The following is a 20096-nucleotide window of genomic DNA, read 5'->3' on the forward strand; positions in this document are numbered from 1 at the left end:
GCCCGGTCATTCTGCAGGAGGGTAAATGATAGGTCGTCTCAGAGGAAATATTCTGGAAAAGCAGCCGCCGCTGGTGTTACTGGAGGCGAACGGCGTGGGCTACGAGGTACACATGCCGATGACCTGCTTTTACGAGCTGCCTGAACTGGGGCAAGAGGCCATCGTGTTTACCCACTTCGTGGTGCGTGAAGACGCGCAGCTGCTGTACGGTTTCAACGACAAGCAGGAGCGTGCGCTGTTCCGCGAGCTGATCAAGGTCAACGGCGTCGGGCCGAAGCTGGCGCTGGCGATCCTGTCAGGCATGTCCGCGCAGCAGTTCGTCAGCGCGGTGGAGCGTGAAGAGATCACCGCACTGGTCAAGCTGCCGGGCGTGGGCAAAAAAACCGCCGAGCGCCTGGTGGTAGAGATGAAAGACCGCTTCAAAGGGCTTAACGGCGACCTGTTCAACAACAGCAGCGAGATCAGCCTGCCGTCCGCCGCCGACAACGCGCCGGAAGCGGACGCGGAAGCCGAAGCCGTTTCGGCGCTGGTGGCGCTGGGCTACAAGCCACAGGAAGCGAGTCGCATGGTCAGCAAAATTGCCAAACCGGGCGCCGACTGCGAGACGCTGATCCGCGACGCGTTGCGCGCTGCTTTGTAAGGCCGCTAAGAGGTAGATAATGATTGAAGCCGATCGCCTGATCTCCGCCGAACCGATCAACGAGGAAGAAGTCCTCGATCGCGCCATTCGTCCCAAGCTGTTGACTGAATACGTGGGTCAGCCGCACGTACGCGAGCAGATGGAGATCTTCATCCAGGCGGCCAAGCAGCGCGGCGACGCGCTCGACCACCTGCTGATCTTCGGCCCGCCGGGCCTGGGGAAAACCACCCTGGCCAACATCGTGGCCAACGAAATGGGCGTGAATCTGCGCACCACTTCCGGCCCGGTGCTGGAGAAGGCGGGCGATCTGGCGGCGATGCTGACCAACCTTGAACCGCATGACGTGTTGTTCATCGATGAGATTCACCGTCTGTCACCGGTGGTGGAAGAGGTGCTGTATCCGGCGATGGAAGACTATCAGCTGGATATCATGATCGGCGAAGGGCCGGCGGCGCGTTCGATTAAGCTCGATCTGCCGCCGTTTACCTTGGTGGGTGCAACCACCCGCGCCGGTTCGCTGACCTCGCCGCTGCGCGATCGCTTCGGCATTGTCCAGCGGCTGGAGTTTTATCAGGTGGCGGATCTGCAGCATATCGTCTCACGCAGCGCCGGGTGCCTGGGGTTGGAGCTGTCCGACGAGGGCGCCCATGAGGTGGCCCGCCGCGCGCGCGGTACGCCGCGTATCGCCAACCGCCTGCTGCGCCGGGTGCGTGACTTCGCCGAAGTGCGCGCCAACGGCGTGATCAGCGGCGCAGTGGCGGCGCAGGCACTCGATATGCTCAACGTCGATGCCGAAGGCTTCGACTATATGGATCGCAAGCTGCTGCTGGCGATTATCGACAAGTTTACCGGCGGCCCGGTCGGGTTGGACAACCTGGCGGCGGCGATCGGCGAAGAGCGTGAAACCATCGAAGATGTGATCGAACCGTTCCTGATCCAGCAGGGCTTTATCCAGCGCACGCCGCGCGGCCGTTTGGCGACGCAGCATGCCTACCGGCATTTCGGCCTCGAACGCGAAGCATAAGTTTTCCACCCATCATAACAAAGGGCCGCAGATGCGGCCCTTGTCATATCCCGGCTTTAATCAAGCCTGCTGTTTTTTGAACAGGCTCAGCGTGAACAGCACGGCGGCGCTCAGCACAACTGAAGGGCCGGCCGGCGTATCGTAAAATGCCGAGAAGGTCAGGCCGCCGGTGACGGCCATCATGCCGAGCAGCACTGCGACGCCCGCCATCTGCTCCGGCGTGCGTGCGAAGCGCCGAGCGGTGGCTGCCGGAATGATCAGCAGTGAGGTGATGATCAGCGCGCCGACGAATTTCATCGCCAGACCGATGGTCAAGGCGGTGACCAGCATCAACACGGTGCGTGCGCGCACCAGATTAACGCCGTCGACGTGCGCCAGCTCCGGGCTGATGGTCATCGACAGCAGATCGCGCCACTGCCACCACAGCACCAACAGCACCACGGCGACGCCGCCGGCAATCATCACGATATCGCTCAGCGTAACCGACAGCAGATCGCCGAACAGGTAGGCCATCAGATCGACCCGCACGTTAGACATCAACGCCACCACCACCAGTCCCAGCGACAGGGCGCTATGCGCCAGAATGCCGAGCAGGGTATCCACCGAAAGCTGCGGGCGACGTTCCAGCCAAACCAGGGCCAGAGCCAGCAGCAGCGTAATGGCGATCACCGCATAGAAGGGGTTGATGTCGAGCAGCAGACCAAAGGCGACGCCGAGCAGCGAGGCGTGCGCCAGGGTATCACCAAAGTAGGACATGCGGCGCCAGACCACGAAGGAACCCAGCGGCCCGGCGGCGCTAGCCAGCAACACGCCGGCCAGCCAGCCGGGAAGTAACAGTTCAATCATGCTTCGCGGCTCCCGGTTTTCTTCAAGACAATTCTTCCCTGCAGATCGTGGCGGTGGTTGTGATGGTGGCGATACACCGCCAGCTGCTCTGCGCCGCGGTTGCCGAACATGGCGATGAATTCGGGATGCATCGAGACCACCTCCGGCGCGCCGGAGCAGCAGATGTGCTGATTGAGGCACAACACCTCGTCGGTTTTCGCCATCACCAGATGCAGATCGTGCGAGACCATCAGCACGGCGCACCCCAGCTCCTTGCGCAGCTGATCGATCAGATCGTACAGCGCCAGCTGGCCGTTGACGTCTACCCCTTGCGTGGGTTCGTCCAGCACCAGCAGCTGCGGTTTATTCAGCAGCGCTCGCGCCAGCAGCACGCGCTGGTTTTCACCGCCGGAGAGCTTTTGCATCGGCTGGTCGAGCAGGTGGGCGGCGTGCACGCGTTTGAGCGCCGGCAGAATGTCGGCTTTCTTTACGCCAGGTTTAAGACGCATAAAGCGGCTGACGGTCAGCGGCAGGGTGGCGTCGAGGTGCAGCTTTTGCGGCACATAGCCGATGCGCAGATCGGGCTCACGCTCCAGCGTGCCGGCGGTCGGTTTGACCAATCCCAGCACCACGCGCACCAGCGTGGATTTGCCCGCGCCGTTCGGGCCAAGCAGCGTGAGAATACGGCCGGGTTGCAGGCTGAGGGAAATGTTCGACAGCACCTTGCGGCTGCCGAAGGCGACGGAGATATTTTTTAGCGTTATCAGTGTAGACATCTCGAGATTACAGGTTGCAGAACGAAGCGAATGTTATAATATCACGCCTTGTTGATGAAAACGATGGGATTACTGATGATGGCAAAGAAAAATAAATGGCTGCAGCGTACGCTGTTGGCCAGCGCATTGTTGATGGCCGGCCCGCTGAGCAGCGCTTCCGCGGCGGTGGTGACCACGATTCGTCCGCTGGGCTTTATCGCTTCGGCGATCGCCGACGGCGTGACGCCGACCGAGGTGTTGCTGCCGGACGGCGCTTCACCGCACGATTTTGCGCTGCGTCCTTCCGATATCCAGCGTTTGCGCTCTGCGGACCTGGTGCTATGGGTTGGGCCGGACATGGAAGCGTTCCTGAACAAGGCGCTGGTGCCTATCTCGGCAACCCGAAAGCTGGCTGTCAGCGAACTGCCGGCGGTGAAGCCGTTGCTGATGAAAGGCGAAGATGACGACGATCATGATCATGCAGGCGAAGCGCATAACCATGCCGATGACGATCATGGGCATCATCACGGCGAGTACAATATGCACGTTTGGCTGTCGCCGGAGATAGCAAAAGTGACCGCGATCGCGATTCACGACAGATTGTTGGAACTTATGCCGCAAAACAAGGACAAATTAGACGCAAACCTGCGCCAGTTCGAGAATCTGCTGACGCAAACTGACAAAAATGTTGGTAACATGCTTACGCCTGTGCAAGGTAAGGGTTATTTTGTTTTTCATGATGCTTACGGCTACTTTGAGAAACACTACGGTTTGAGTCCGCTGGGCCATTTCACCGTCAATCCCGAAATTCAGCCTGGAGCACAGCGCCTACACCAAATTCGAACACAGTTGGTTGAGCAGAAAGCGGTATGCGTTTTTGCTGAGCCACAATTCAGGCCGGCCGTAATCAATGCCGTCGCCAAGGGTACCAAAGTGCGTTCCGGAACGCTGGACCCGCTGGGCATCGGCATCGCTCTGGGGAAGGACAGCTACGGGAAATTCCTGACTCAGCTGTCAAACCAGTACGTGAGCTGCCTGAAGTAAAGCTTATGAGGATAATATCGAGTGCAGCAGATAGTCCGAACTATCGCTCTGGCGTATAACAACCTGCCACGGCCCCATCGCGTCATGCTGGGGTCGCTGACAGTCGTCACATTGGCCGTCGCTGTTTGGCGGCCTTTTGTTTACCACCCAGAACACAACCCCATCGCCAAGAGCGTCGAGTTAGAATCCAGCCAGATGCGGTCATTGCTCCCCGAAGCCAGTGAACCGATAGATGTCGACCAACCCACCCCCGATGACGAAATCCCGCAGGATGAGCTGGATCAAAAAGATGCCGGCGATGATGGCGTGCATGAATATGTGGTTTCCACCGGCGATACCCTCGGCAGCATTCTGACGCAGTACGGCATCGATATGTCGGATGTCACGCTGCTGGCTTCGCAAAACCGCGATCTGCGCAACCTTAAGATCGGCCAACAGCTGTCGTGGACTGTGAATGATGCGGGCGATTTGCAGCAGTTGACCTGGGAAGTTTCCCGCCGCGAAACCCGCACCTACGATCGCGTCGGCAACAGCTTCAAAGAGTCGAAAGAGGCGCAGCAGGGCGAATGGCGCAACAACGTGATCAGCGGCCGGGTTAACGGCAGCTTCGTCAGCAGCGCCGGCGACGCCGGGCTGAGCCGTAACGAAATCAACTCGGTGATCAAAGCCCTGCAGTGGCAGCTCGATTTCCGCAAGCTGCGCAAAGGCGACCAGTTCTCCGTGCTGATGTCGCGCGAGCATTTCGACGGTAAGAAATCGCAAAGCCAGCTGTTGGGCGTGCGTCTGCGCACCGGCGGCAAAGATTACTATGCGATCCGCGCCGAAGACGGCAAATTCTACGATCGCCAAGGCTCTGGCCTGGCGCGCGGCTTCATGCGTTTCCCGACCATGAAACAGTTCCGCATCTCCTCCAACTTCAACCCGCGCCGCGTGAACCCGGTGACTGGCCGCGTGGCGCCGCACAAGGGCGTCGATTTCGCCATGCCGGTCGGCACGCCGGTGCTGGCGGTCGGCGACGGTGAGGTGGTGATCGCCAAACGCAGCGGCGCAGCGGGCAACTATGTGGCGATCCGCCACGGTCGTCAGTACACCACGCGCTATATGCACCTGAAAAAACTGCTGGTGAAACCAGGCCAGAAGGTGAAACGCGGCGATCGCATTGCGCTCTCCGGCAACACCGGCCGTTCCACCGGGCCACACCTGCACTTTGAACTGTGGACCGGCCAACAGGCGGTGAACCCGCTGACGGCCAAACTGCCGCGTTCCGAAGGGCTGGGCGGCAAAGACCGCAGCGATTATCTGGCACAGGTGAAGGAAGTGGTTCCTCAGCTGCAGTTGGATTAACGTCCCCCTTTTTTCCGGCGCTCCGGCGCCGTTAATTTCATCGGCCTGATTGCGGGCCGATGCTGTTTTATCTGGGTGGTTCGCGGTTGTTAATTGCAAAATCGGTGATGGCAATTATGATTAGCCGAATCGCTAAGCGAAGAGCACGTGCATGCAAAACGAGAAGAAATCGAACGTAGAGTTCATCCCGCAGTTTCAAAAAGCCTTTTTATATCCGCGCTACTGGGGCGTGTGGTTGGGAACCGGTCTGATGGCCGGCATTTCGCTGGTGCCTGCGCGCCTGCGCGATCCGGTGCTGGGTGCGGTCGGCAAACTGGCCGGCAAGCTGGCGAAGGGCGCGCGCCGTCGTGCCCGCATCAACCTGCTGTATTGCTTGCCTGAGCTGCCTGAAAGCGAACGCGAGCACATTATCGACCAGATGTTCGCCTGCGCGCCGCAGTCGATGGTGCTGATGGCGGAACTGGCCTGCACCAAGCCCGAAAAAGTGCTAAAGCGCGTGCGTTGGCACGGTGAAGAGGTGCTGGACAAGATCCGGGCGGAAGGGCGTAACGTGATTTTCCTGGTGCCTCACGGCTGGGCGGTGGATGTGCCGGCGATGCTGATGGCTGCGCGCGGCCAACCGATGGCTGCGATGTTCCACAACCAGCGCAATCAGCTGATCGACTACCTGTGGAATGCCGTGCGTCGTAAATTCGGCGGCCGCATGCACGCGCGCAACGACGGCATCAAACCGTTTATCAGTTCGGTACGGCAGGGGTACTGGGGCTACTACCTGCCCGATCAGGATCACGGCGCCGAGCACAGTGAGTTCGTCGATTTCTTCGCGACCTATAAGGCGACGCTGCCGGCGGTAGGCCGGTTGATGAAAGTGTGTCGTGCGGCGATCGTGCCTTTGTTCCCGGTGTACGATGGCAAAACCAGCATGCTGGATATTTATATTCGCGAGCCCATGGACGATCTGGCCGAAGCCGATGACCCACGGATTGCGCGCCGCATGAATGAAGAAGTGGAAAACCTGGTGGGCCCGAACCCTGAGCAGTACACCTGGATCCTAAAACTGTTGAAGACGCGCAAGGAAGGGGAGATTGAGCCTTACTCGCGCGACGATCTGTATCGCTAATCCTTCCTAACGTTAACGCCGGTCGGGCTATAACCCGGCCGGTATCACTTCAGATGTGCACCATACAGCCGCGCGCCCGCAGGATGTCGATGACTTTAGGCGTGCGGGTGAAATCATTCCAGCGCAGATCCAGCTTGCGCAGCCGGCTCAGTTCGCCGAGGCTTTCCGGCAGCTCGCTCAGGCGGTTGGCGCGCAGATCCAGACTTCTCAGCGCCGTCAGCTCACCGATATTTTCCGGCAGGCGCGTCAGTTGATTGAAACGCAGGTTCAGCTCGCTCAATCGCGGCAGGTGGCAGAAGGCTGCCGGCAGTTCGGTGATAGCATTGTTGGCCGCATCGAGTATCTCCAACTCACCGAGCAGAGCCATTTCCGCCGGCAGCGTGGTCAGGGCATTTTTCATGATATGCAGTTCGCGCAGCGCGCGCAGCTGCCCGATTTCGGCGGGCAGGTGGCTGATGCGATTGTTGTATAAACGCAGCTCCTGCAACGCCGCCAGCCTCGGTATTGCCTGCGGCAAGGCGGTCAGTTGGTTATCGGTCGCGTTGAGATAGATGAGCTGCTGCAGCTGTGCCAGCGAATGGGGCAGGTCGCTAAAACCGTTATCGCTCAGATAGAGGTATTTCAGCCGGTGCAGTTGCCCCAACGCTTCAGGCAGTTCGCTCGCGCGATTGTGGCCAAAGTCGAACATCTCGAGCTGTTGCAACTGACCAATCTCCGGCGGCAGACGGTCGAGCTGATTGCAGGAGATATTCAGCACCTGCAGATTCTGGTGCCGGAAGATTGGGGTGGGGAAGGCCGTCAGCTGATTGTCGTACAGGCTGACCTTGCGCAGCGCGCGGCCGGCAAGCTGCGATTCGTCGAGCTGCGTCAGGCTACGGCCGTCGAGATCGAGCTCATCAGCGCTCGCTGCGGGGTTGTGTTGGTGGAGCATGGCGTTCTCCGTCGTTTATGGCGATGTCAGCGCAAAAAAAATGCCGGCCAACGTGAGCCGGCCGGCATTTCGTCTGCGGCGTGAATTACTCGACGCGCAAGATACGGCTGGTATTGGTGGTACCGACGGTTTCCATCACGTCGCCCTGGGTGACGATCACCAGATCGCCGGAGACCAGGAAGCCTTTGTCACGCAGGCGATTGACGGCTTCATTGGCGGCGATCACGCCGTCTTTGTGGCTGTCGAAATATACCGGCGTCACGCCGCGATACAGCGCAGTCAGGTTCAGCGTGTGCTCATGACGCGACATGGCGAAGATCGGCAGGCCGGAGCTGATGCGTGACATCATCAGCGCGGTGCGCCCGGACTCAGTCATGGCGATCAGCGCGGTGACGCCTTTCAGGTGGTTGGCCGCATACATCGAAGACATGGCGATCGCCTCTTCGATATTGTCGAACTGCACGTCCAGACGGTGTTTGGAAACGTTGATGCTCGGGATCTTCTCGGCGCCCAGACAAACGCGCGCCATCGCCGCCACGGTTTCCGCCGGGTATTGGCCAGCAGCGGTTTCCGCCGACAACATGACGGCGTCGGTGCCGTCCAGCACGGCGTTGGCCACGTCCATGACTTCGGCGCGGGTCGGCATCGGGTTGGTGATCATCGACTCCATCATCTGGGTCGCAGTGATCACCGCGCGGTTCAGGGTGCGGGCGCGGCGGATCAGTTTCTTCTGAATGCCGACCAGTTCCGGATCGCCGATTTCGACGCCGAGGTCGCCACGGGCAACCATCACCACGTCGGAGGCCAGAATAATGTCGTCCATCGCTTCGTCGGTGCAAACCGCTTCGGCGCGCTCAACCTTGGACACGATCTTGGCGTTGCAGCCCGCATCGCGCGCCAGGCGGCGGGCATAGTTCAGGTCTTCACCGGTACGCGGGAAGGAGACCGCCAGATAGTCGACGCCAATCTTGGCGGCGGTCACGATGTCCGCCTTGTCTTTTTCGGTCAGCGCTTCGGCTGACAGGCCACCGCCTAGCTTGTTGATGCCCTTGTTGTTGGACAGCGGGCCGCCGACGGTCACTTCGGTAAACACTTTCATGCCCTGAACTTCGAGCACTTTTAACTGAACGCGGCCGTCGTCAAGCAGCAGGACATCGCCCGGCACGACGTCGGCAGGCAGGCCTTTATAGTCGATACCGACTTTTTCTTTATCGCCTTCGCCTTTTGACAGGTTGGCGTCCAGCAGGAATTTATCACCCACGTTGAGGAAGATTTTGCCTTCCTTGAAGGTGGATACGCGGATTTTCGGCCCTTGCAGATCGCCGAGGATAGCGACGTGACGTCCCAGTTTGGCCGCGATTTCGCGCACTTTGTCTGCGCGAGCCTGGTGATCTTCCGGGCTGCCGTGGGAGAAGTTAAGCCGAACTACGTTGGCACCGGCGGCAATGATCTTTTCCAGATTATTGTCGCGGTCTGTAGCCGGACCCAGGGTGGTAACGATTTTGGTTCTTCTGAGCCGTCTGGACATGTATTACTCCGTTGACTGGTGAAGCAAATATTGGTGTTGCGATAACGTCGGATAACGAAACCAGGCGTGAAATGTAATTTTACAACACTGATATTTCACCCGGGTTACCCGCATGAGCATGTTAACAGGGTACCGCCTCTGATGCCGTCATTCAAATGTCTGTTGAACGGCGATTTTTTTCTTCGTCGGGTCACGAATCAAAACTGTTGGGAATGACCACGCCTTTATCAAAGCGCGATTCTTTGAGCGCTTCTTTGACCCGCTTCAAGTTATCTCTGAATTTAGCCCCTCGGCGCAAGGTAAATCCGGTGGCAAGCACGTCAATGAGCGTTAATTGCGCGATCCGCGACACCATCGGCATGTAAACGTCGGTGTCTTCGGGCACATCGAGCAGCAACGCGAGGGTCGCCGCTTGGGCGAGCGGGGTGTCGCGCGAGGTGATAGCCAGTACCGTGGCGTCGTTCTCCCGCGCCAGGTGAGCCATCTCCACCAGATTTTTGGTGCGGCCGGTGTGTGAGATCAGCACCACCACGTCGCCCTCGCCGGAGTTCATGCAGCTCATGCGTTGCATGACGATGTCATCGAAGTAAACCACCGGAATGTTGAAGCGGAAAAATTTGTTCATCGCGTCGTGCGCCACCGCTGCGGAGGCACCCAGGCCGAAGAAAGAGATCTTTTTTGCCTGGGTGAGCAGGTCAACCGCACGATTGATTGCGGCAATATCCAAATTTGCCTTTACTGTATCCAGGCTGGCCATGACCGATTCGAAGATCTTGCTGGTATAGGAATCGACGCTGTCGTCTTCCTCAACGTTACGGTTTACGTAGGGCGTGCCGTTAGCCAGGCTTTGGGCGAGGTGCAGTTTGAAATCGGGAAAGCCTTTGGTATCAAGGCGGCGGCAAAAACGGTTGACGGTAGGTTCGCTGACGTCGGCCATGCGCGCCAGCGTGGCAATGCTGGAGTGAATGGCGGTCTGTGGGGAGGCCAGGATCACCTCGGCGACTTTCCTTTCAGATTTGCTCAGGCGTTCCAGATGGTTCTGGATTTTGTCCAGCGTATTCATATAACGAGAGTCACTCATGGTTTTATCCCTGTGGCTTTCAAGCAACAGCGCCGAATTTCGCCCGTGTTCGCCGTGCACGCAGACGCCAAACGAGCGGCTGTAACCTGGAATCGATAGGGTATGTCGATTTCAAACAAAGGAGAAATCAATGCCGGTTTAGTGAAAATATACTACGTGCTGGTAACCGTTGGCAGTCTCGACAGGGCGTATGCAGGCTTTTTTCACCAGAATATGACCTGTGTCTAACTTTCATAATGGTAACAGAGCGTCAAAAAAGACGAAAAATTACAGTTTTGCCCGCCTGTGCGGGCTCTGGCGCGCGTTGGCGCTACCGCTGGAATCTTGAGGTCTTTTTTCCTGCTTCTGCACCGGGTTTGCTGGCCGTAGTCAAACAGAGTACATTAGTAATGTAAGAAAATTACAAATATCCTGCAACGAGGAGATGAACATGGCGGTAACCTCTACAGCCCAGGCGTGTGACCTGGTTATTTTCGGCGCGAAAGGTGATTTGGCGCGCCGTAAGCTGCTGCCTTCCCTGTACCAGTTAGAGAAAGCCGGACACATCCACCCGGATACGCGGATTATCGGCGTCGGCCGCGCGGAGTGGGATAAAAAAGCGTATACCGAAGTGGTCAAGGAAGCGCTTGGCACCTTCATGAAAGAAAAATTGGATGACGAACTCTGGGCCACGCTGAGCGCACGCCTGGACTTCTGCAATCTGGACGTCAACGACAGCAAGAACTTTACCAAACTGGGTAAAATGCTGGATCAGAAACACCGCACCACCATCAACTACTTCGCCATGCCGCCAAGCACCTTTGGCGCCATCTGCAAAGGGTTGGGCGAAGCCAAGCTGAACCATGAACCGGCGCGCGTGGTGATGGAGAAGCCGCTGGGTACCGATCTGGCGTCTTCCCGCGTGATCAACGATCAGGTGGCGGAGTACTTCAACGAATCCCAGGTTTACCGTATCGACCACTATCTCGGCAAAGAGACGGTGCTGAACCTGTTGGCGCTGCGTTTCGCCAACTCGCTGTTCGCATCCAACTGGGATAACCGCACCATCGATTCGGTGCAGATCACCGTGGCGGAAGAGGTGGGCATCGAAGGGCGCTGGGGTTACTTCGACCAGGCCGGCCAGATGCGCGACATGATCCAGAACCACCTGCTGCAGATCCTGACCATGATCGCCATGTCGCCGCCGGCGGACCTGACGACCGACCGTATCCGCGACGAGAAGGTGAAGGTATTGCGCTCGCTGCGCCGCATCGATCAGACCAATGTACGGGAAACCACCGTGCGCGGGCAGTACACCGCCGGTTTCGTCCAGGGCAAGAAAGTGCCGGGTTATCTGGAAGAGGAAGGCGCGAACAAGAGCAGCAGCACCGAAACCTTCGTCTCCATCCGCGTGGATATCGACAACTGGCAGTGGGCCGGGGTGCCGTTCTACCTGCGTACCGGTAAACGCCTGCCGACCAAATGTTCGGAAGTGGTGGTGTACTTCAAAAACCCGCCGCTGAACCTGTTCAGCGATTCGTACCAGCAGCTGCCGCAGAACAAGCTGACCATCCGTCTGCAACCGGACGAAGGCATCGAAATTCAGGTACTGAACAAGGTGCCGGGGCTGGATCACAAGCACCGTCTGCAGACCACCAAGCTGGACCTGAGCTTCTCGGAAACCTTCAACCAGGAGCACGTGGCGGACGCCTACGAGCGCCTGCTGCTGGAGACCATGCGAGGCATTCAGGCGCTGTTCGTGCGCCGCGATGAAGTGGAAGAGGCCTGGAAGTGGGTCGACTCCATCATGGATGCATGGAAAGCCGACAACGAGGCGCCTAAACCTTATCAGGCGGGCACCTGGGGGCCGGTGGCCTCGGTGGCAATGATCACCCGCGACGGCCGTTCCTGGAACGAGTTCGAATAATGCGCAATGCCGGCAGCCTGTCTGCCGGCTTTTTTTTGCCTGCGATCTGCGCGTGGGCCACATCACTTACGGTACGGCCGGACGTTCGCGCGCTTGCGCGGAGCCCTGTGGCAGGGGCGTGCCATTGTTAACCGCGAGTCATGGAGAAATAACGATGAAAAACTGGAAAACCAGCGCCGAGCAGATCCTGACGGCAGGGCCGGTGGTGCCTGTTATCGTGATCAACAAGTTGGAGCAGGCGGTGCCGCTGGCGAAAGCGTTGGTTGCCGGCGGCGTGCGGGTATTGGAGGTGACGCTGCGCACCGCCTGCGGGCTGGAGGCTATCCGCGCTATCGCCAAAGAGGTGCCGGAGGCGATCATCGGCGCCGGTACGGTGATCAATCCGCAGCAGCTGCGGGAGGTGACCGAGGCGGGGGCGCAGTTCGCCATCAGCCCGGGGCTGACCGACGCTTTGCTGCAGGCGGCGACGGCGGGGTCAATCCCGCTGATCCCGGGCATCAGCACCGTATCTGAACTGATGCTGGGCATGGATTACGGCCTGCGCGAATTCAAATTCTTCCCGGCGGAAGCCAACGGCGGCGTGAAGGCGCTGCAGGCGATCGGCGGCCCGTTCCCGCAGGTGCGTTTTTGCCCGACCGGCGGCATTACGCCGAACAATTACCGCGATTATCTGGCGCTAAAAAGCGTATTGTGCATCGGCGGCTCCTGGTTGGTGCCGGCCGATGCGCTCGAAAGCGGCGACTATGCGCGCATCACTGAACTGGCGCGCAGCGCGGTCAGCGGCGCCGCGTTGTAACCCGCGCCAGGCCTGGGGTTGGCGCTTATTTGCTCACCCGCGGATATCGCAAGGCTCAACGCTCCGTTGGGCCTTTTTTAATTTTTATCGCAATTAACTTTCTTATTTTTAACCCGTTTTTTTCTGCTTTTTTATGAAAACGGCAGTTTGCTTTCTAATTTTGGCTGTGGTAAAAATATCTCAGTTGAAAATTTTACTTTTATGAGGATATTGGGCAAATCGCACGGTGTGCGGCTGATAATAGAGAACTATTATGATGACTATTAACGGAACTACCCTCAGAACCTCTACGTGCCAACTCTTCCTGTCTGCGATCCTTGCCAGTGAGCATCACTGGTGCAGCGAGCTATAGCGTCTTTCTCCCTTAACCGGTGCTGGTAGCGGGCTTAGGCCTTCGCATTACCGTTCAGCCGGGCAAACATTCTTTTTGCGTTTGGGTCAGTTTATCCCCAGGGATCTCTGCGTCTTGCGCGCCGCATTGCGGCCGTCCGACGAGATAAATCGGGATAAATATGCCTTGGCGCGCGTTATTCGCCGTTTGGGAGAAAAATTATGATTTATTGGATCTTTTTAGGTTTGGCCATCATGACCGAAATCATCGGCACCTTGTCGATGAAATACGCTAGCGTCAATGGCGGCATGATCGGGCACATCGTGATGTACGTGATGATTACCGCGTCTTATGTATTGTTGTCGGTAGCGATAAAACGCGTGGCGCTGGGTGTGGCCTATGCGCTATGGGAAGGCATCGGCATTCTGTTCATCACCCTGTTCAGCGTACTGTGGTTCGACGAACCGATCTCGGCGCTGAAGGTGTTGGGCTTGGCTACGCTGATCGCCGGCATCATGCTGGTGAAATCCGGTACCCGCAAAGAGCGAAAACAGGTCAGCCCGCGAGGTGACAACCATGCAACAGTTTGAGTTGTACCACATTGGGTTCCTGGGGCTGGCCATCGTGCTGGAAATTATCGCCAACATCTTCCTGAAGATGTCGGACGGCTTCCGTAAAATTTGGCTGGGATTGCTGTCGCTGCTGTCGGTGCTCGGTGCGTTCAGCGCCCTGGCGCAGGCGGTTAAGGGTATCGATCTGTCGATCGCCTATGCGCTGTGGGGCGGTTTCGGTATCGCCGCCACCATCGCCGCAGGCTGGATCATGTTCGGCCAGCGGTTGAACGCCAAAGGCTGGATTGGCCTGGCGCTGTTGCTGACGGGGATGGTGATCCTTAAACTGTCTTGATAGCGGGCAATAAAAAACCGCAGGCGTCGCCGTCTGCGGTTTTTTTTCGTCTGCGCTCAGGCTTACAGCGCGGCGATGATTTTGATTTCCACCTTGTACTTCGGATTCATCAGCTGCGCCTGCACCGTGCAGCGCACCGGCGCGCTGCCGGCGACCACCCAGGCGTCCCAGGCGGCGTTCATCGCGGCGAAGTCGGCGCTGTTGGCCAGGAAAATGGTGGCATCCAGAATACGGCTTTTGTCCGACCCTACGCGTTCCAGCAGCACGTCGATGGCGGCGAGGGCGTTGGCGGTCTGCGCGGTCGCGTCGTCGTCCAGGTTCTCCGGCACGCTGGTGTAGTAAACGGTCTCGTTGTGCACTACGGCTTCGGACCAGCGCTGATCGGGATCAATTCTTTCGATATTCATTTGCTTATCTCCATATCATAGTCGCGCTAAGGGTAGCACAGCCGGTGATAAAAAAGCGCGGCGATAAAGTGGGTGGTAGCCGGGCGGCAGGCTTGGCATAATCACCGTTGAATGACACCGGCAGAGAGACAGCGTGACAGACGATTTTGCAACAGACGGCGCATTGGCGCAGGCTATCAAGGGATTTAAACCGCGTGAGCCGCAGCGGCAGATGGCGCAAGCCGTTACCGAAGCGATCAATTTCAAGCAGGAACTGGTGGTGGAAGCCGGCACCGGCACCGGCAAAACCTTCGCTTATCTGGCGCCGGCGCTGCGTGCCGATCGCAAAGTGATCATCTCCACCGGTTCGAAAGCGCTGCAGGATCAGCTGTATGCGCGCGATCTGCCCACCGTCGCCAAGGCGTTGAAGTACAAAGGCAAGCTGGCGCTGCTCAAAGGGCGCTCCAATTACCTGTGTCTGGAGCGGCTGGAGCAGCAGTCGATGGCCGGCGGCGAGCTGGCGGGGCAGACGCTGATCGATCTGGTGCAGCTGCGCAAGTGGTCGTCGCAGACCAAAGAGGGTGATATCAGCACCTGTAGCGAAGTGGCGGAAGACAGCTTCGTCTGGCCATTGGTGACCAGCACCAATGACAACTGTCTGGGCAGCGACTGCCCGCTGTATCAGGATTGCTTCGTGGTCAAGGCGCGTCGCCGCGCGATGGATGCAGATGTGGTGGTGGTAAACCATCACCTGTTCCTGGCGGATATGGTGGTAAAAGAGGGCGGTTTCGCCGAGCTGATCCCGGAAGCCGAGGTGATGATTTTCGACGAGGCGCACCAAATCCCCGACATCGCCAGCCAGTATTTCGGCCAGCAGCTCACCAGCCGCCAGCTGCTGGATCTGGCGAAGGACATCACCATCGCCTACCGCACCGAGGTGCGCGATGCGGCTCAGCTGCAAAAGAGCGCCGATCGTCTCAGCCTGAGCACGCAAGATTTCCGTCTGAATCTGGGAGAACCGGGGTTCCGCGGAAATCTGCGTGACGTGCTCGGCGAACCCAACGTGCAGCGTGCTCTGTTGCTGCTCGATGACGCGCTGGAGCTGTGTTATGACGTGATGAAGCTGTCGCTGGGGCGTTCGGCGCTGCTGGACGCCGCCTTTGAGCGCGCCACGCTGTACCGCGCGCGTCTCAAACGCCTCAAGGCGGTAACGGAACCGGGCTACAGCTATTGGTATGAGTGCAATTCGCGCCACTTCGTGCTGGCGCTGACGCCGCTGACGGTAGCCGATCGTTTCCGCGAAATGCTGGACGAGAAGCCGGGCAGCTGGATCTTTACCTCGGCCACGCTGTCGGTCAACGATCAGTTGGGCCACTTCACCGAACGGCTGGGGCTGACCAAGGCCAAAACGCTGCTGTTGCCGAGCCCGTTCGACTATGCCAAACAGGCGTTGCTGTGCGTGCCGCGCTTTTTGCCTTCGCCGAATCAGCCCGGTGGGGCGCGCCAGCTGGCGCGCATGCTGCGCCCATTAATCGAAGCCAACAACGGCCGCTGCTTCTTCTTGTGCACATCGCACCAGATGATGCGCGAGCTGGCGGAAGAGTTCCGCGCCACGATGACGCTGCCGGTCTTATTGCAAGGGGAAACCAGCAAAGGGCAGCTGTTGGCGCAGTTCGTCGCCGCCGGTAACGCGCTGTTGGTGGCGACCAGCAGCTTCTGGGAAGGGGTGGACGTGCGTGGCGATGCGCTGTCGTGTGTCATCATCGATAAGCTGCCGTTTACTTCACCGGACGATCCGCTGCTGAAGGCGCGCATTGAAGATTGCCGCCTGCGCGGCGGCGATCCGTTCAATGACGTACAGTTACCGGATGCGGTCATCACCCTGAAACAGGGGGTGGGCCGTTTGATCCGCGATACCGACGACCGTGGCGTGCTGGTGATTTGCGATAACCGTCTGGTGATGCGCCCTTATGGCGAGGTGTTCCTCAATAGCCTACCGCCTACGCCGCGTACCCGCGATCTGAAACAGGCCATCGCCTTCCTGCAGGCCGCCGATACGTCGGCCACGTGAAAGATGAAGGGCTTACGGGGCTGTGCTACAATGCGCGCCCTGTATGAAAAACCCAGTTTTATTCCCGCCAGAGGTTGGCATGTCCACGCGAATTTTAGCGATCGATACCGCGACGGAAGCCTGTTCCGTCGCCGTCTGGAATCAAGGCGAAATCCACGCCCTGTTTGAGCTGTGCCCACGCGAGCATACGCAACGAATTTTACCTATGGTGCAGCAGGTGCTGGCGGAATCCGGTCTGGCGCTCAACCAGCTCGATGCGCTGGCCTTCGGCCGCGGCCCCGGCAGTTTTACCGGGGTGCGCATCGGCATCGGCATCGCTCAGGGCCTGGCGCTGGGCGCCGATTTGCCGATGATTGGCATTTCCACGCTGCAAACCATGGCGCAGGGCGCCTGGCGCGTCAGCGGCGCGGCGCGCGTGCTGGCAGCGATCGATGCGCGCATGGGGGAAGTCTACTGGGGGCAGTTCGAACGCCAAGTGGACGGCAGCTGGTTGGAAAGCGAAGGCGAGGCGGTGCTGTCGCCGGCGCAGGCGCTCGAGCGTGCACAGCGTCTGCAGGGCGAATGGGCCCACGTCGGCACCGGCTGGCAAACCTATCCCGACCTGGTCAACGGTTCTACGCTGAGCGTGCGTGACGGCCAAATGCTGCTGCCGCAGGCGCAAGACATGCTGCCGCTGGCGCTGCACGCCTGGCAACAGGGGTTGGCGGTGGCGGTGGAAAACGCCGAGCCGACCTATCTGCGCAATGAAGTCACCTGGAAAAAACTGCCGGGCCGCGAGTAATCGCGGCGTATTGTGCTGTTGTTGATGCCGGGCGATGAAGGCCTGCAACTTGAACGACGAAACGCGGTCAAAGTTACAGGCATTTCAGGAGATTGCGACCATGTTAATCCGCACTGCAAGTAAAAAGCTGTCGCTGCTGGCCGTCGCCTGCGGCGCGCTGGTTCTGACTGGGTGCGTCACCGTACCGGATGCGATCAAAGGCTCCAGCCCTTCGCCGGTGACTCAGCTTTCCTCGGTACAAAATGCACCGAACCTGTTTACTGGCGCGGAAGCCCGCTTCGGCGGCACTGTGGTGAACGTCGCCAACGAACAAGGGCGTACGCTGCTGGAGATCGCGGCGGTGCCGCTCGACAGCGGTGCGCGGCCGATACTGGGTGAACCGTCGAACGGCCGCTTGCTGGCCACGGTGAACGGCTTCCTCGAACCGGTCGATTTCAAAGGCCAACTGGTGACCGTCGTCGGCCCGATCACCGGCCTGAAAGAGGGGCGGATCGGCATGACGCCATATCGTTTCGTAACGATGAACGTGACCGGTTTCAAGCGCTGGCATCTGGTGCAGCAGGTGGTGATGCCGCCTGCGCCGATGGGCCCTTGGGGCTGGCGCGGTGGTCCGTGGGGGCCCGGCTGGGGCGCAGGCTATGGCTGGTACAACCCCGGTCCGGCACAGGTGCAAACCATCGTAACCGAGTAGCATACGCTTGATGTGAACATATTTGACAGGGCGGCTCAGGCCGCCCTTTTGCTTTTTGGGATAGGGAATATCCGACAATTAGTGACGTACATCGCAACCTGAATAATGTTTAAAACCCGAACTGGTCTGCTGAGTTAAAATATTGTTATGGTTAGGCTGCGAGTTTGAGGGCTGCGATGATAATTAGTAATGATTTCAGGAGTAATACCTTGGATAAGGTCTGGTTAAAACGGTATCCGGCAGATGTGCCCGCAGAGATTGATGCCGATCGCTATTCGTCGTTGATCGAAATGTTTGAGCATGCCGTGCAGCGCTATGCCGATCAGCCCGCCTTTATCAACATGGGCGAGGTGATGACCTTCCGCAAACTGGAAGAACGCAGCCGGGCTTTCGCGGCTTACCTGCAAAATGAACTGGGCCTGAAGAAAGGCGACCGTGTCGCGCTGATGATGCCTAACCTGTTGCAATACCCCATCGCTCTGTTCGGCATTCTGCGTGCCGGCATGGTGGTGGTCAACGTCAACCCGTTGTATACCCCGCGCGAGCTGGAGCACCAGTTGAACGACAGCGGCGCCAGCGCCATCGTTATCGTTTCCAACTTTGCCCATACGCTGGAAAAAGTGGTGTTCAACACCCAGGTCAAACACGTGATCCTGACGCGCATGGGCGACCAGCTTTCGGCCGCCAAAGGCACGCTGGTTAACTTCGTGGTCAAATACGTCAAGCGCCTGGTGCCCAAATACAACCTGCCGGACGCCATTTCATTCCGCAGCGCGCTGCAACGCGGCCGCCGTCTGCAATATGTAAAACCGGACATCATTAATAGCGATTTGGCTTTCCTGCAATACACCGGCGGTACCACCGGCGTGGCGAAGGGCGCGATGCTGACGCACCGTAACATGCAGGCCAACCTTGAGCAGGCCAAGGCCGCTTATTCGCCGCTGTTCCGTGAAGGGCAGGAACTGGTGGTGACGGCGTTGCCGCTATACCACATTTTCGCGCTGACGGTGAACTGCCTGCTGTTTATCGATCTGGGCGGGCGCAATTTGCTGATCACCAACCCGCGCGATATTCCGGGGCTGGTGAAGGAGCTGGGTAAATATCCGTTCACCGCCATGAGCGGGGTGAATACGCTGTTCAACGCGTTGCTGAACAACGAAGAGTTCCACAAACTCGATTTCTCTACGCTGCGTTTCTCGGTCGGCGGCGGTATGTCGGTGCAAAAAGCGGTGGCCGAGAAGTGGGAGAAAACCACCGGTAAACACCTGCTGGAAGGCTATGGTCTGACTGAGTGCGCGCCGCTGGTGGCCGGTAACCCTTACGATCTGAAACACTACAGCGGCAGCATCGGCCTGCCGGTGCCGTCGACGGACATTCGGTTGGTGGACGACAACGGCCATGACGTGCCGCCGGGCGAACCGGGCGAACTGTGGGTCAAAGGGCCGCAAGTTATGTTAGGCTATTGGCAGCGCCCGGAAGCCACCGATGAAGTGCTTAAAGATGGCTGGCTGGCGACCGGCGATGTGGTGACCGTGGACGATCAGGGATTTGTGCGCATCGTCGACCGCAAGAAAGACATGATCCTGGTCTCGGGTTTCAACGTGTATCCGAACGAGATTGAAGATGTGGTCAGCCAGCACCCGAAAGTGCTGGAATGTGCGGCAATCGGCGTGCCCAGCGAGGCCTCCGGTGAAACGGTGAAGATCTGCGTGGTGAAGAAAGACGCCTCGCTGACCAAGGAAGAGCTGTTGACCCATTGCCGTCGCCACCTGACCGGGTATAAAGTGCCTAAAATTGTTGAGTTCCGCGATGAACTGCCGAAGTCGAACGTCGGCAAGATTTTGCGGCGAGAACTGCGCGATGAGCTAAAAACGCCGAAGCCGGCCGATGCCGCCTAGGTGTCGCTTTCGCGTCTGACTATCAACAACGCCGGTGA

The 20096-nt window shown here is 58.8% G+C and carries 19 protein-coding genes; 13 read left to right on the top strand and 6 right to left on the bottom strand.

The genetic code is table 11. The features are described from left to right. The first annotated feature begins 25 nt into the window (after positions 1-25). Positions 26-640: a Holliday junction branch migration protein RuvA gene (gene ruvA / locus ACJ8J5_RS04100; RefSeq protein ID WP_164064172.1), complete on the top strand. Its 615-nt coding sequence runs from the start codon at positions 26-28 to the stop codon at positions 638-640. Positions 641-659: 19 nt separating this feature from the next. Further along, the gene (gene ruvB / locus ACJ8J5_RS04105; protein ID WP_025303125.1) at positions 660-1664 is read left to right on the top strand and encodes a Holliday junction branch migration DNA helicase RuvB; all 1005 of its coding nucleotides are present in this window, start codon (positions 660-662) and stop codon (positions 1662-1664) included. 60 nt (positions 1665-1724) lie between these two features. On the opposite strand, the gene znuB is transcribed toward ruvB, so the two are convergent. Further along, positions 1725-2510, bottom strand: coding sequence for a zinc ABC transporter permease subunit ZnuB (gene znuB, locus ACJ8J5_RS04110; protein ID WP_414104436.1), 786 nt, complete (start codon positions 2508-2510; stop codon positions 1725-1727). Further along, the gene (znuC, locus tag ACJ8J5_RS04115; protein ID WP_004932357.1) at positions 2507-3265 is read right to left on the bottom strand and encodes a zinc ABC transporter ATP-binding protein ZnuC; all 759 of its coding nucleotides are present in this window, start codon (positions 3263-3265) and stop codon (positions 2507-2509) included. The genes znuB and znuC overlap by 4 nt, the downstream gene beginning before the upstream one ends. 78 nt (positions 3266-3343) lie before the next feature. Between znuC and znuA the strand changes: the two genes are divergently transcribed. The 3 genes from znuA to lpxM all read left to right on the top strand — a co-directional run bounded on the left by znuA (position 3344) and on the right by lpxM (position 6752). Continuing rightward, positions 3344-4288, top strand: a complete 945-nt coding sequence (znuA, locus tag ACJ8J5_RS04120) for a zinc ABC transporter substrate-binding protein ZnuA (RefSeq protein ID WP_025303123.1) — start codon at positions 3344-3346, stop codon at positions 4286-4288. Between the two features lie 21 nt (positions 4289-4309). After that, complete coding sequence (gene mepM, locus ACJ8J5_RS04125; protein WP_004932347.1) at positions 4310-5632, top strand: murein DD-endopeptidase MepM; 1323 nt, start codon at positions 4310-4312, stop codon at positions 5630-5632. Positions 5633-5783: 151 nt separating this feature from the next. Beyond that, the gene (gene lpxM / locus ACJ8J5_RS04130; RefSeq protein ID WP_015378127.1) at positions 5784-6752 is read left to right on the top strand and encodes a lauroyl-Kdo(2)-lipid IV(A) myristoyltransferase; all 969 of its coding nucleotides are present in this window, start codon (positions 5784-5786) and stop codon (positions 6750-6752) included. A gap of 49 nt (positions 6753-6801) precedes the next feature. Here lpxM and ACJ8J5_RS04135 read toward each other — a convergent pair whose 3' ends face one another. From ACJ8J5_RS04135 to ACJ8J5_RS04145, 3 genes are all read right to left on the bottom strand, one after another. Further along, a complete protein-coding gene (locus tag ACJ8J5_RS04135) occupies positions 6802-7683 on the bottom strand; it encodes a leucine-rich repeat domain-containing protein (RefSeq protein ID WP_025303121.1) in 882 nt (293 codons plus the stop codon). Positions 7684-7768: 85 nt separating this feature from the next. Beyond that, entirely contained in the window at positions 7769-9211 is a 1443-nt protein-coding gene (gene pyk, locus ACJ8J5_RS04140; RefSeq protein ID WP_004932339.1) for a pyruvate kinase, read from the bottom strand. Positions 9212-9401: 190 nt separating this feature from the next. Further along, positions 9402-10274 carry a MurR/RpiR family transcriptional regulator gene (locus tag ACJ8J5_RS04145; RefSeq protein ID WP_025303120.1) on the bottom strand — a complete coding sequence of 291 codons (873 nt, stop codon included), beginning with the start codon at positions 10272-10274 and terminating at the stop codon, positions 9402-9404. 448 nt (positions 10275-10722) lie between these two features. On the opposite strand from ACJ8J5_RS04145, the gene zwf reads away from it, so the two are divergent. From zwf to mdtI, 4 genes are all read left to right on the top strand, one after another. After that, complete coding sequence (gene zwf / locus ACJ8J5_RS04150; protein ID WP_019452799.1) at positions 10723-12198, top strand: glucose-6-phosphate dehydrogenase; 1476 nt, start codon at positions 10723-10725, stop codon at positions 12196-12198. A gap of 154 nt (positions 12199-12352) precedes the next feature. Then, entirely contained in the window at positions 12353-12994 is a 642-nt protein-coding gene (locus ACJ8J5_RS04155; protein WP_025303119.1) for a bifunctional 4-hydroxy-2-oxoglutarate aldolase/2-dehydro-3-deoxy-phosphogluconate aldolase, read from the top strand. A gap of 552 nt (positions 12995-13546) precedes the next feature. Further along, positions 13547-13915: a multidrug/spermidine efflux SMR transporter subunit MdtJ gene (mdtJ, locus tag ACJ8J5_RS04160; RefSeq protein WP_025303118.1), complete on the top strand. Its 369-nt coding sequence runs from the start codon at positions 13547-13549 to the stop codon at positions 13913-13915. Beyond that, positions 13902-14231, top strand: coding sequence for a multidrug/spermidine efflux SMR transporter subunit MdtI (mdtI, locus tag ACJ8J5_RS04165; protein WP_016927446.1), 330 nt, complete (start codon positions 13902-13904; stop codon positions 14229-14231). Before mdtJ ends, mdtI begins: the two co-directional genes overlap by 14 nt. A gap of 62 nt (positions 14232-14293) precedes the next feature. On the opposite strand, the gene ACJ8J5_RS04170 is transcribed toward mdtI, so the two are convergent. Next, positions 14294-14638, bottom strand: coding sequence for a RidA family protein (locus ACJ8J5_RS04170; RefSeq protein ID WP_025303117.1), 345 nt, complete (start codon positions 14636-14638; stop codon positions 14294-14296). 133 nt (positions 14639-14771) lie between these two features. Between ACJ8J5_RS04170 and ACJ8J5_RS04175 the strand changes: the two genes are divergently transcribed. The 4 genes from ACJ8J5_RS04175 to fadD all read left to right on the top strand — a co-directional run bounded on the left by ACJ8J5_RS04175 (position 14772) and on the right by fadD (position 20058). After that, positions 14772-16688: an ATP-dependent DNA helicase gene (locus ACJ8J5_RS04175; protein ID WP_004932318.1), complete on the top strand. Its 1917-nt coding sequence runs from the start codon at positions 14772-14774 to the stop codon at positions 16686-16688. 79 nt (positions 16689-16767) lie between these two features. Continuing rightward, positions 16768-17469 (top strand): tRNA (adenosine(37)-N6)-threonylcarbamoyltransferase complex dimerization subunit type 1 TsaB, encoded by a 702-nt coding sequence (gene tsaB, locus ACJ8J5_RS04180; RefSeq protein ID WP_025303116.1) that lies wholly within the window; start codon positions 16768-16770, stop codon positions 17467-17469. A 100-nt stretch (positions 17470-17569) separates the two neighbouring features. Next, entirely contained in the window at positions 17570-18160 is a 591-nt protein-coding gene (locus tag ACJ8J5_RS04185) for a Slp family lipoprotein (protein ID WP_021503867.1), read from the top strand. Between the two features lie 209 nt (positions 18161-18369). Then, positions 18370-20058: a long-chain-fatty-acid--CoA ligase FadD gene (gene fadD / locus ACJ8J5_RS04190; RefSeq protein ID WP_025303115.1), complete on the top strand. Its 1689-nt coding sequence runs from the start codon at positions 18370-18372 to the stop codon at positions 20056-20058. Positions 20059-20096: the final 38 nt, after the last annotated feature.

The sequence above is a fragment of the Serratia sp. CY43202 genome, assembly GCF_052168755.1.
Lineage (GTDB): Bacteria > Pseudomonadota > Gammaproteobacteria > Enterobacterales > Enterobacteriaceae > Serratia > Serratia bockelmannii.

What these genes read in the sequence shown, in the direction of transcription:
- ruvA (WP_164064172.1), top strand. Translation starts at nt 26, where the DNA reads ATGATAGGTCGTCTCAGAGGAAATATTCTGGAAAAGCAGCCGCCGCTG.
- ruvB (WP_025303125.1), top strand. Translation starts at nt 660, where the DNA reads ATGATTGAAGCCGATCGCCTGATCTCCGCCGAACCGATCAACGAGGAA.
- znuB (WP_414104436.1), bottom strand. Translation starts at nt 2,510, where the DNA reads ATGATTGAACTGTTACTTCCCGGCTGGCTGGCCGGCGTGTTGCTGGCT.
- znuC (WP_004932357.1), bottom strand. Translation starts at nt 3,265, where the DNA reads ATGTCTACACTGATAACGCTAAAAAATATCTCCGTCGCCTTCGGCAGC.
- znuA (WP_025303123.1), top strand. Translation starts at nt 3,344, where the DNA reads ATGGCAAAGAAAAATAAATGGCTGCAGCGTACGCTGTTGGCCAGCGCA.
- lpxM (WP_015378127.1), top strand. Translation starts at nt 5,784, where the DNA reads ATGCAAAACGAGAAGAAATCGAACGTAGAGTTCATCCCGCAGTTTCAA.
- ACJ8J5_RS04135 (WP_025303121.1), bottom strand. Translation starts at nt 7,683, where the DNA reads ATGCTCCACCAACACAACCCCGCAGCGAGCGCTGATGAGCTCGATCTC.
- pyk (WP_004932339.1), bottom strand. Translation starts at nt 9,211, where the DNA reads ATGTCCAGACGGCTCAGAAGAACCAAAATCGTTACCACCCTGGGTCCG.
- ACJ8J5_RS04145 (WP_025303120.1), bottom strand. Translation starts at nt 10,274, where the DNA reads ATGAATACGCTGGACAAAATCCAGAACCATCTGGAACGCCTGAGCAAA.
- zwf (WP_019452799.1), top strand. Translation starts at nt 10,723, where the DNA reads ATGGCGGTAACCTCTACAGCCCAGGCGTGTGACCTGGTTATTTTCGGC.
- ACJ8J5_RS04155 (WP_025303119.1), top strand. Translation starts at nt 12,353, where the DNA reads ATGAAAAACTGGAAAACCAGCGCCGAGCAGATCCTGACGGCAGGGCCG.
- mdtJ (WP_025303118.1), top strand. Translation starts at nt 13,547, where the DNA reads ATGATTTATTGGATCTTTTTAGGTTTGGCCATCATGACCGAAATCATC.
- mdtI (WP_016927446.1), top strand. Translation starts at nt 13,902, where the DNA reads ATGCAACAGTTTGAGTTGTACCACATTGGGTTCCTGGGGCTGGCCATC.
- ACJ8J5_RS04170 (WP_025303117.1), bottom strand. Translation starts at nt 14,638, where the DNA reads ATGAATATCGAAAGAATTGATCCCGATCAGCGCTGGTCCGAAGCCGTA.
- tsaB (WP_025303116.1), top strand. Translation starts at nt 16,768, where the DNA reads ATGTCCACGCGAATTTTAGCGATCGATACCGCGACGGAAGCCTGTTCC.
- ACJ8J5_RS04185 (WP_021503867.1), top strand. Translation starts at nt 17,570, where the DNA reads ATGTTAATCCGCACTGCAAGTAAAAAGCTGTCGCTGCTGGCCGTCGCC.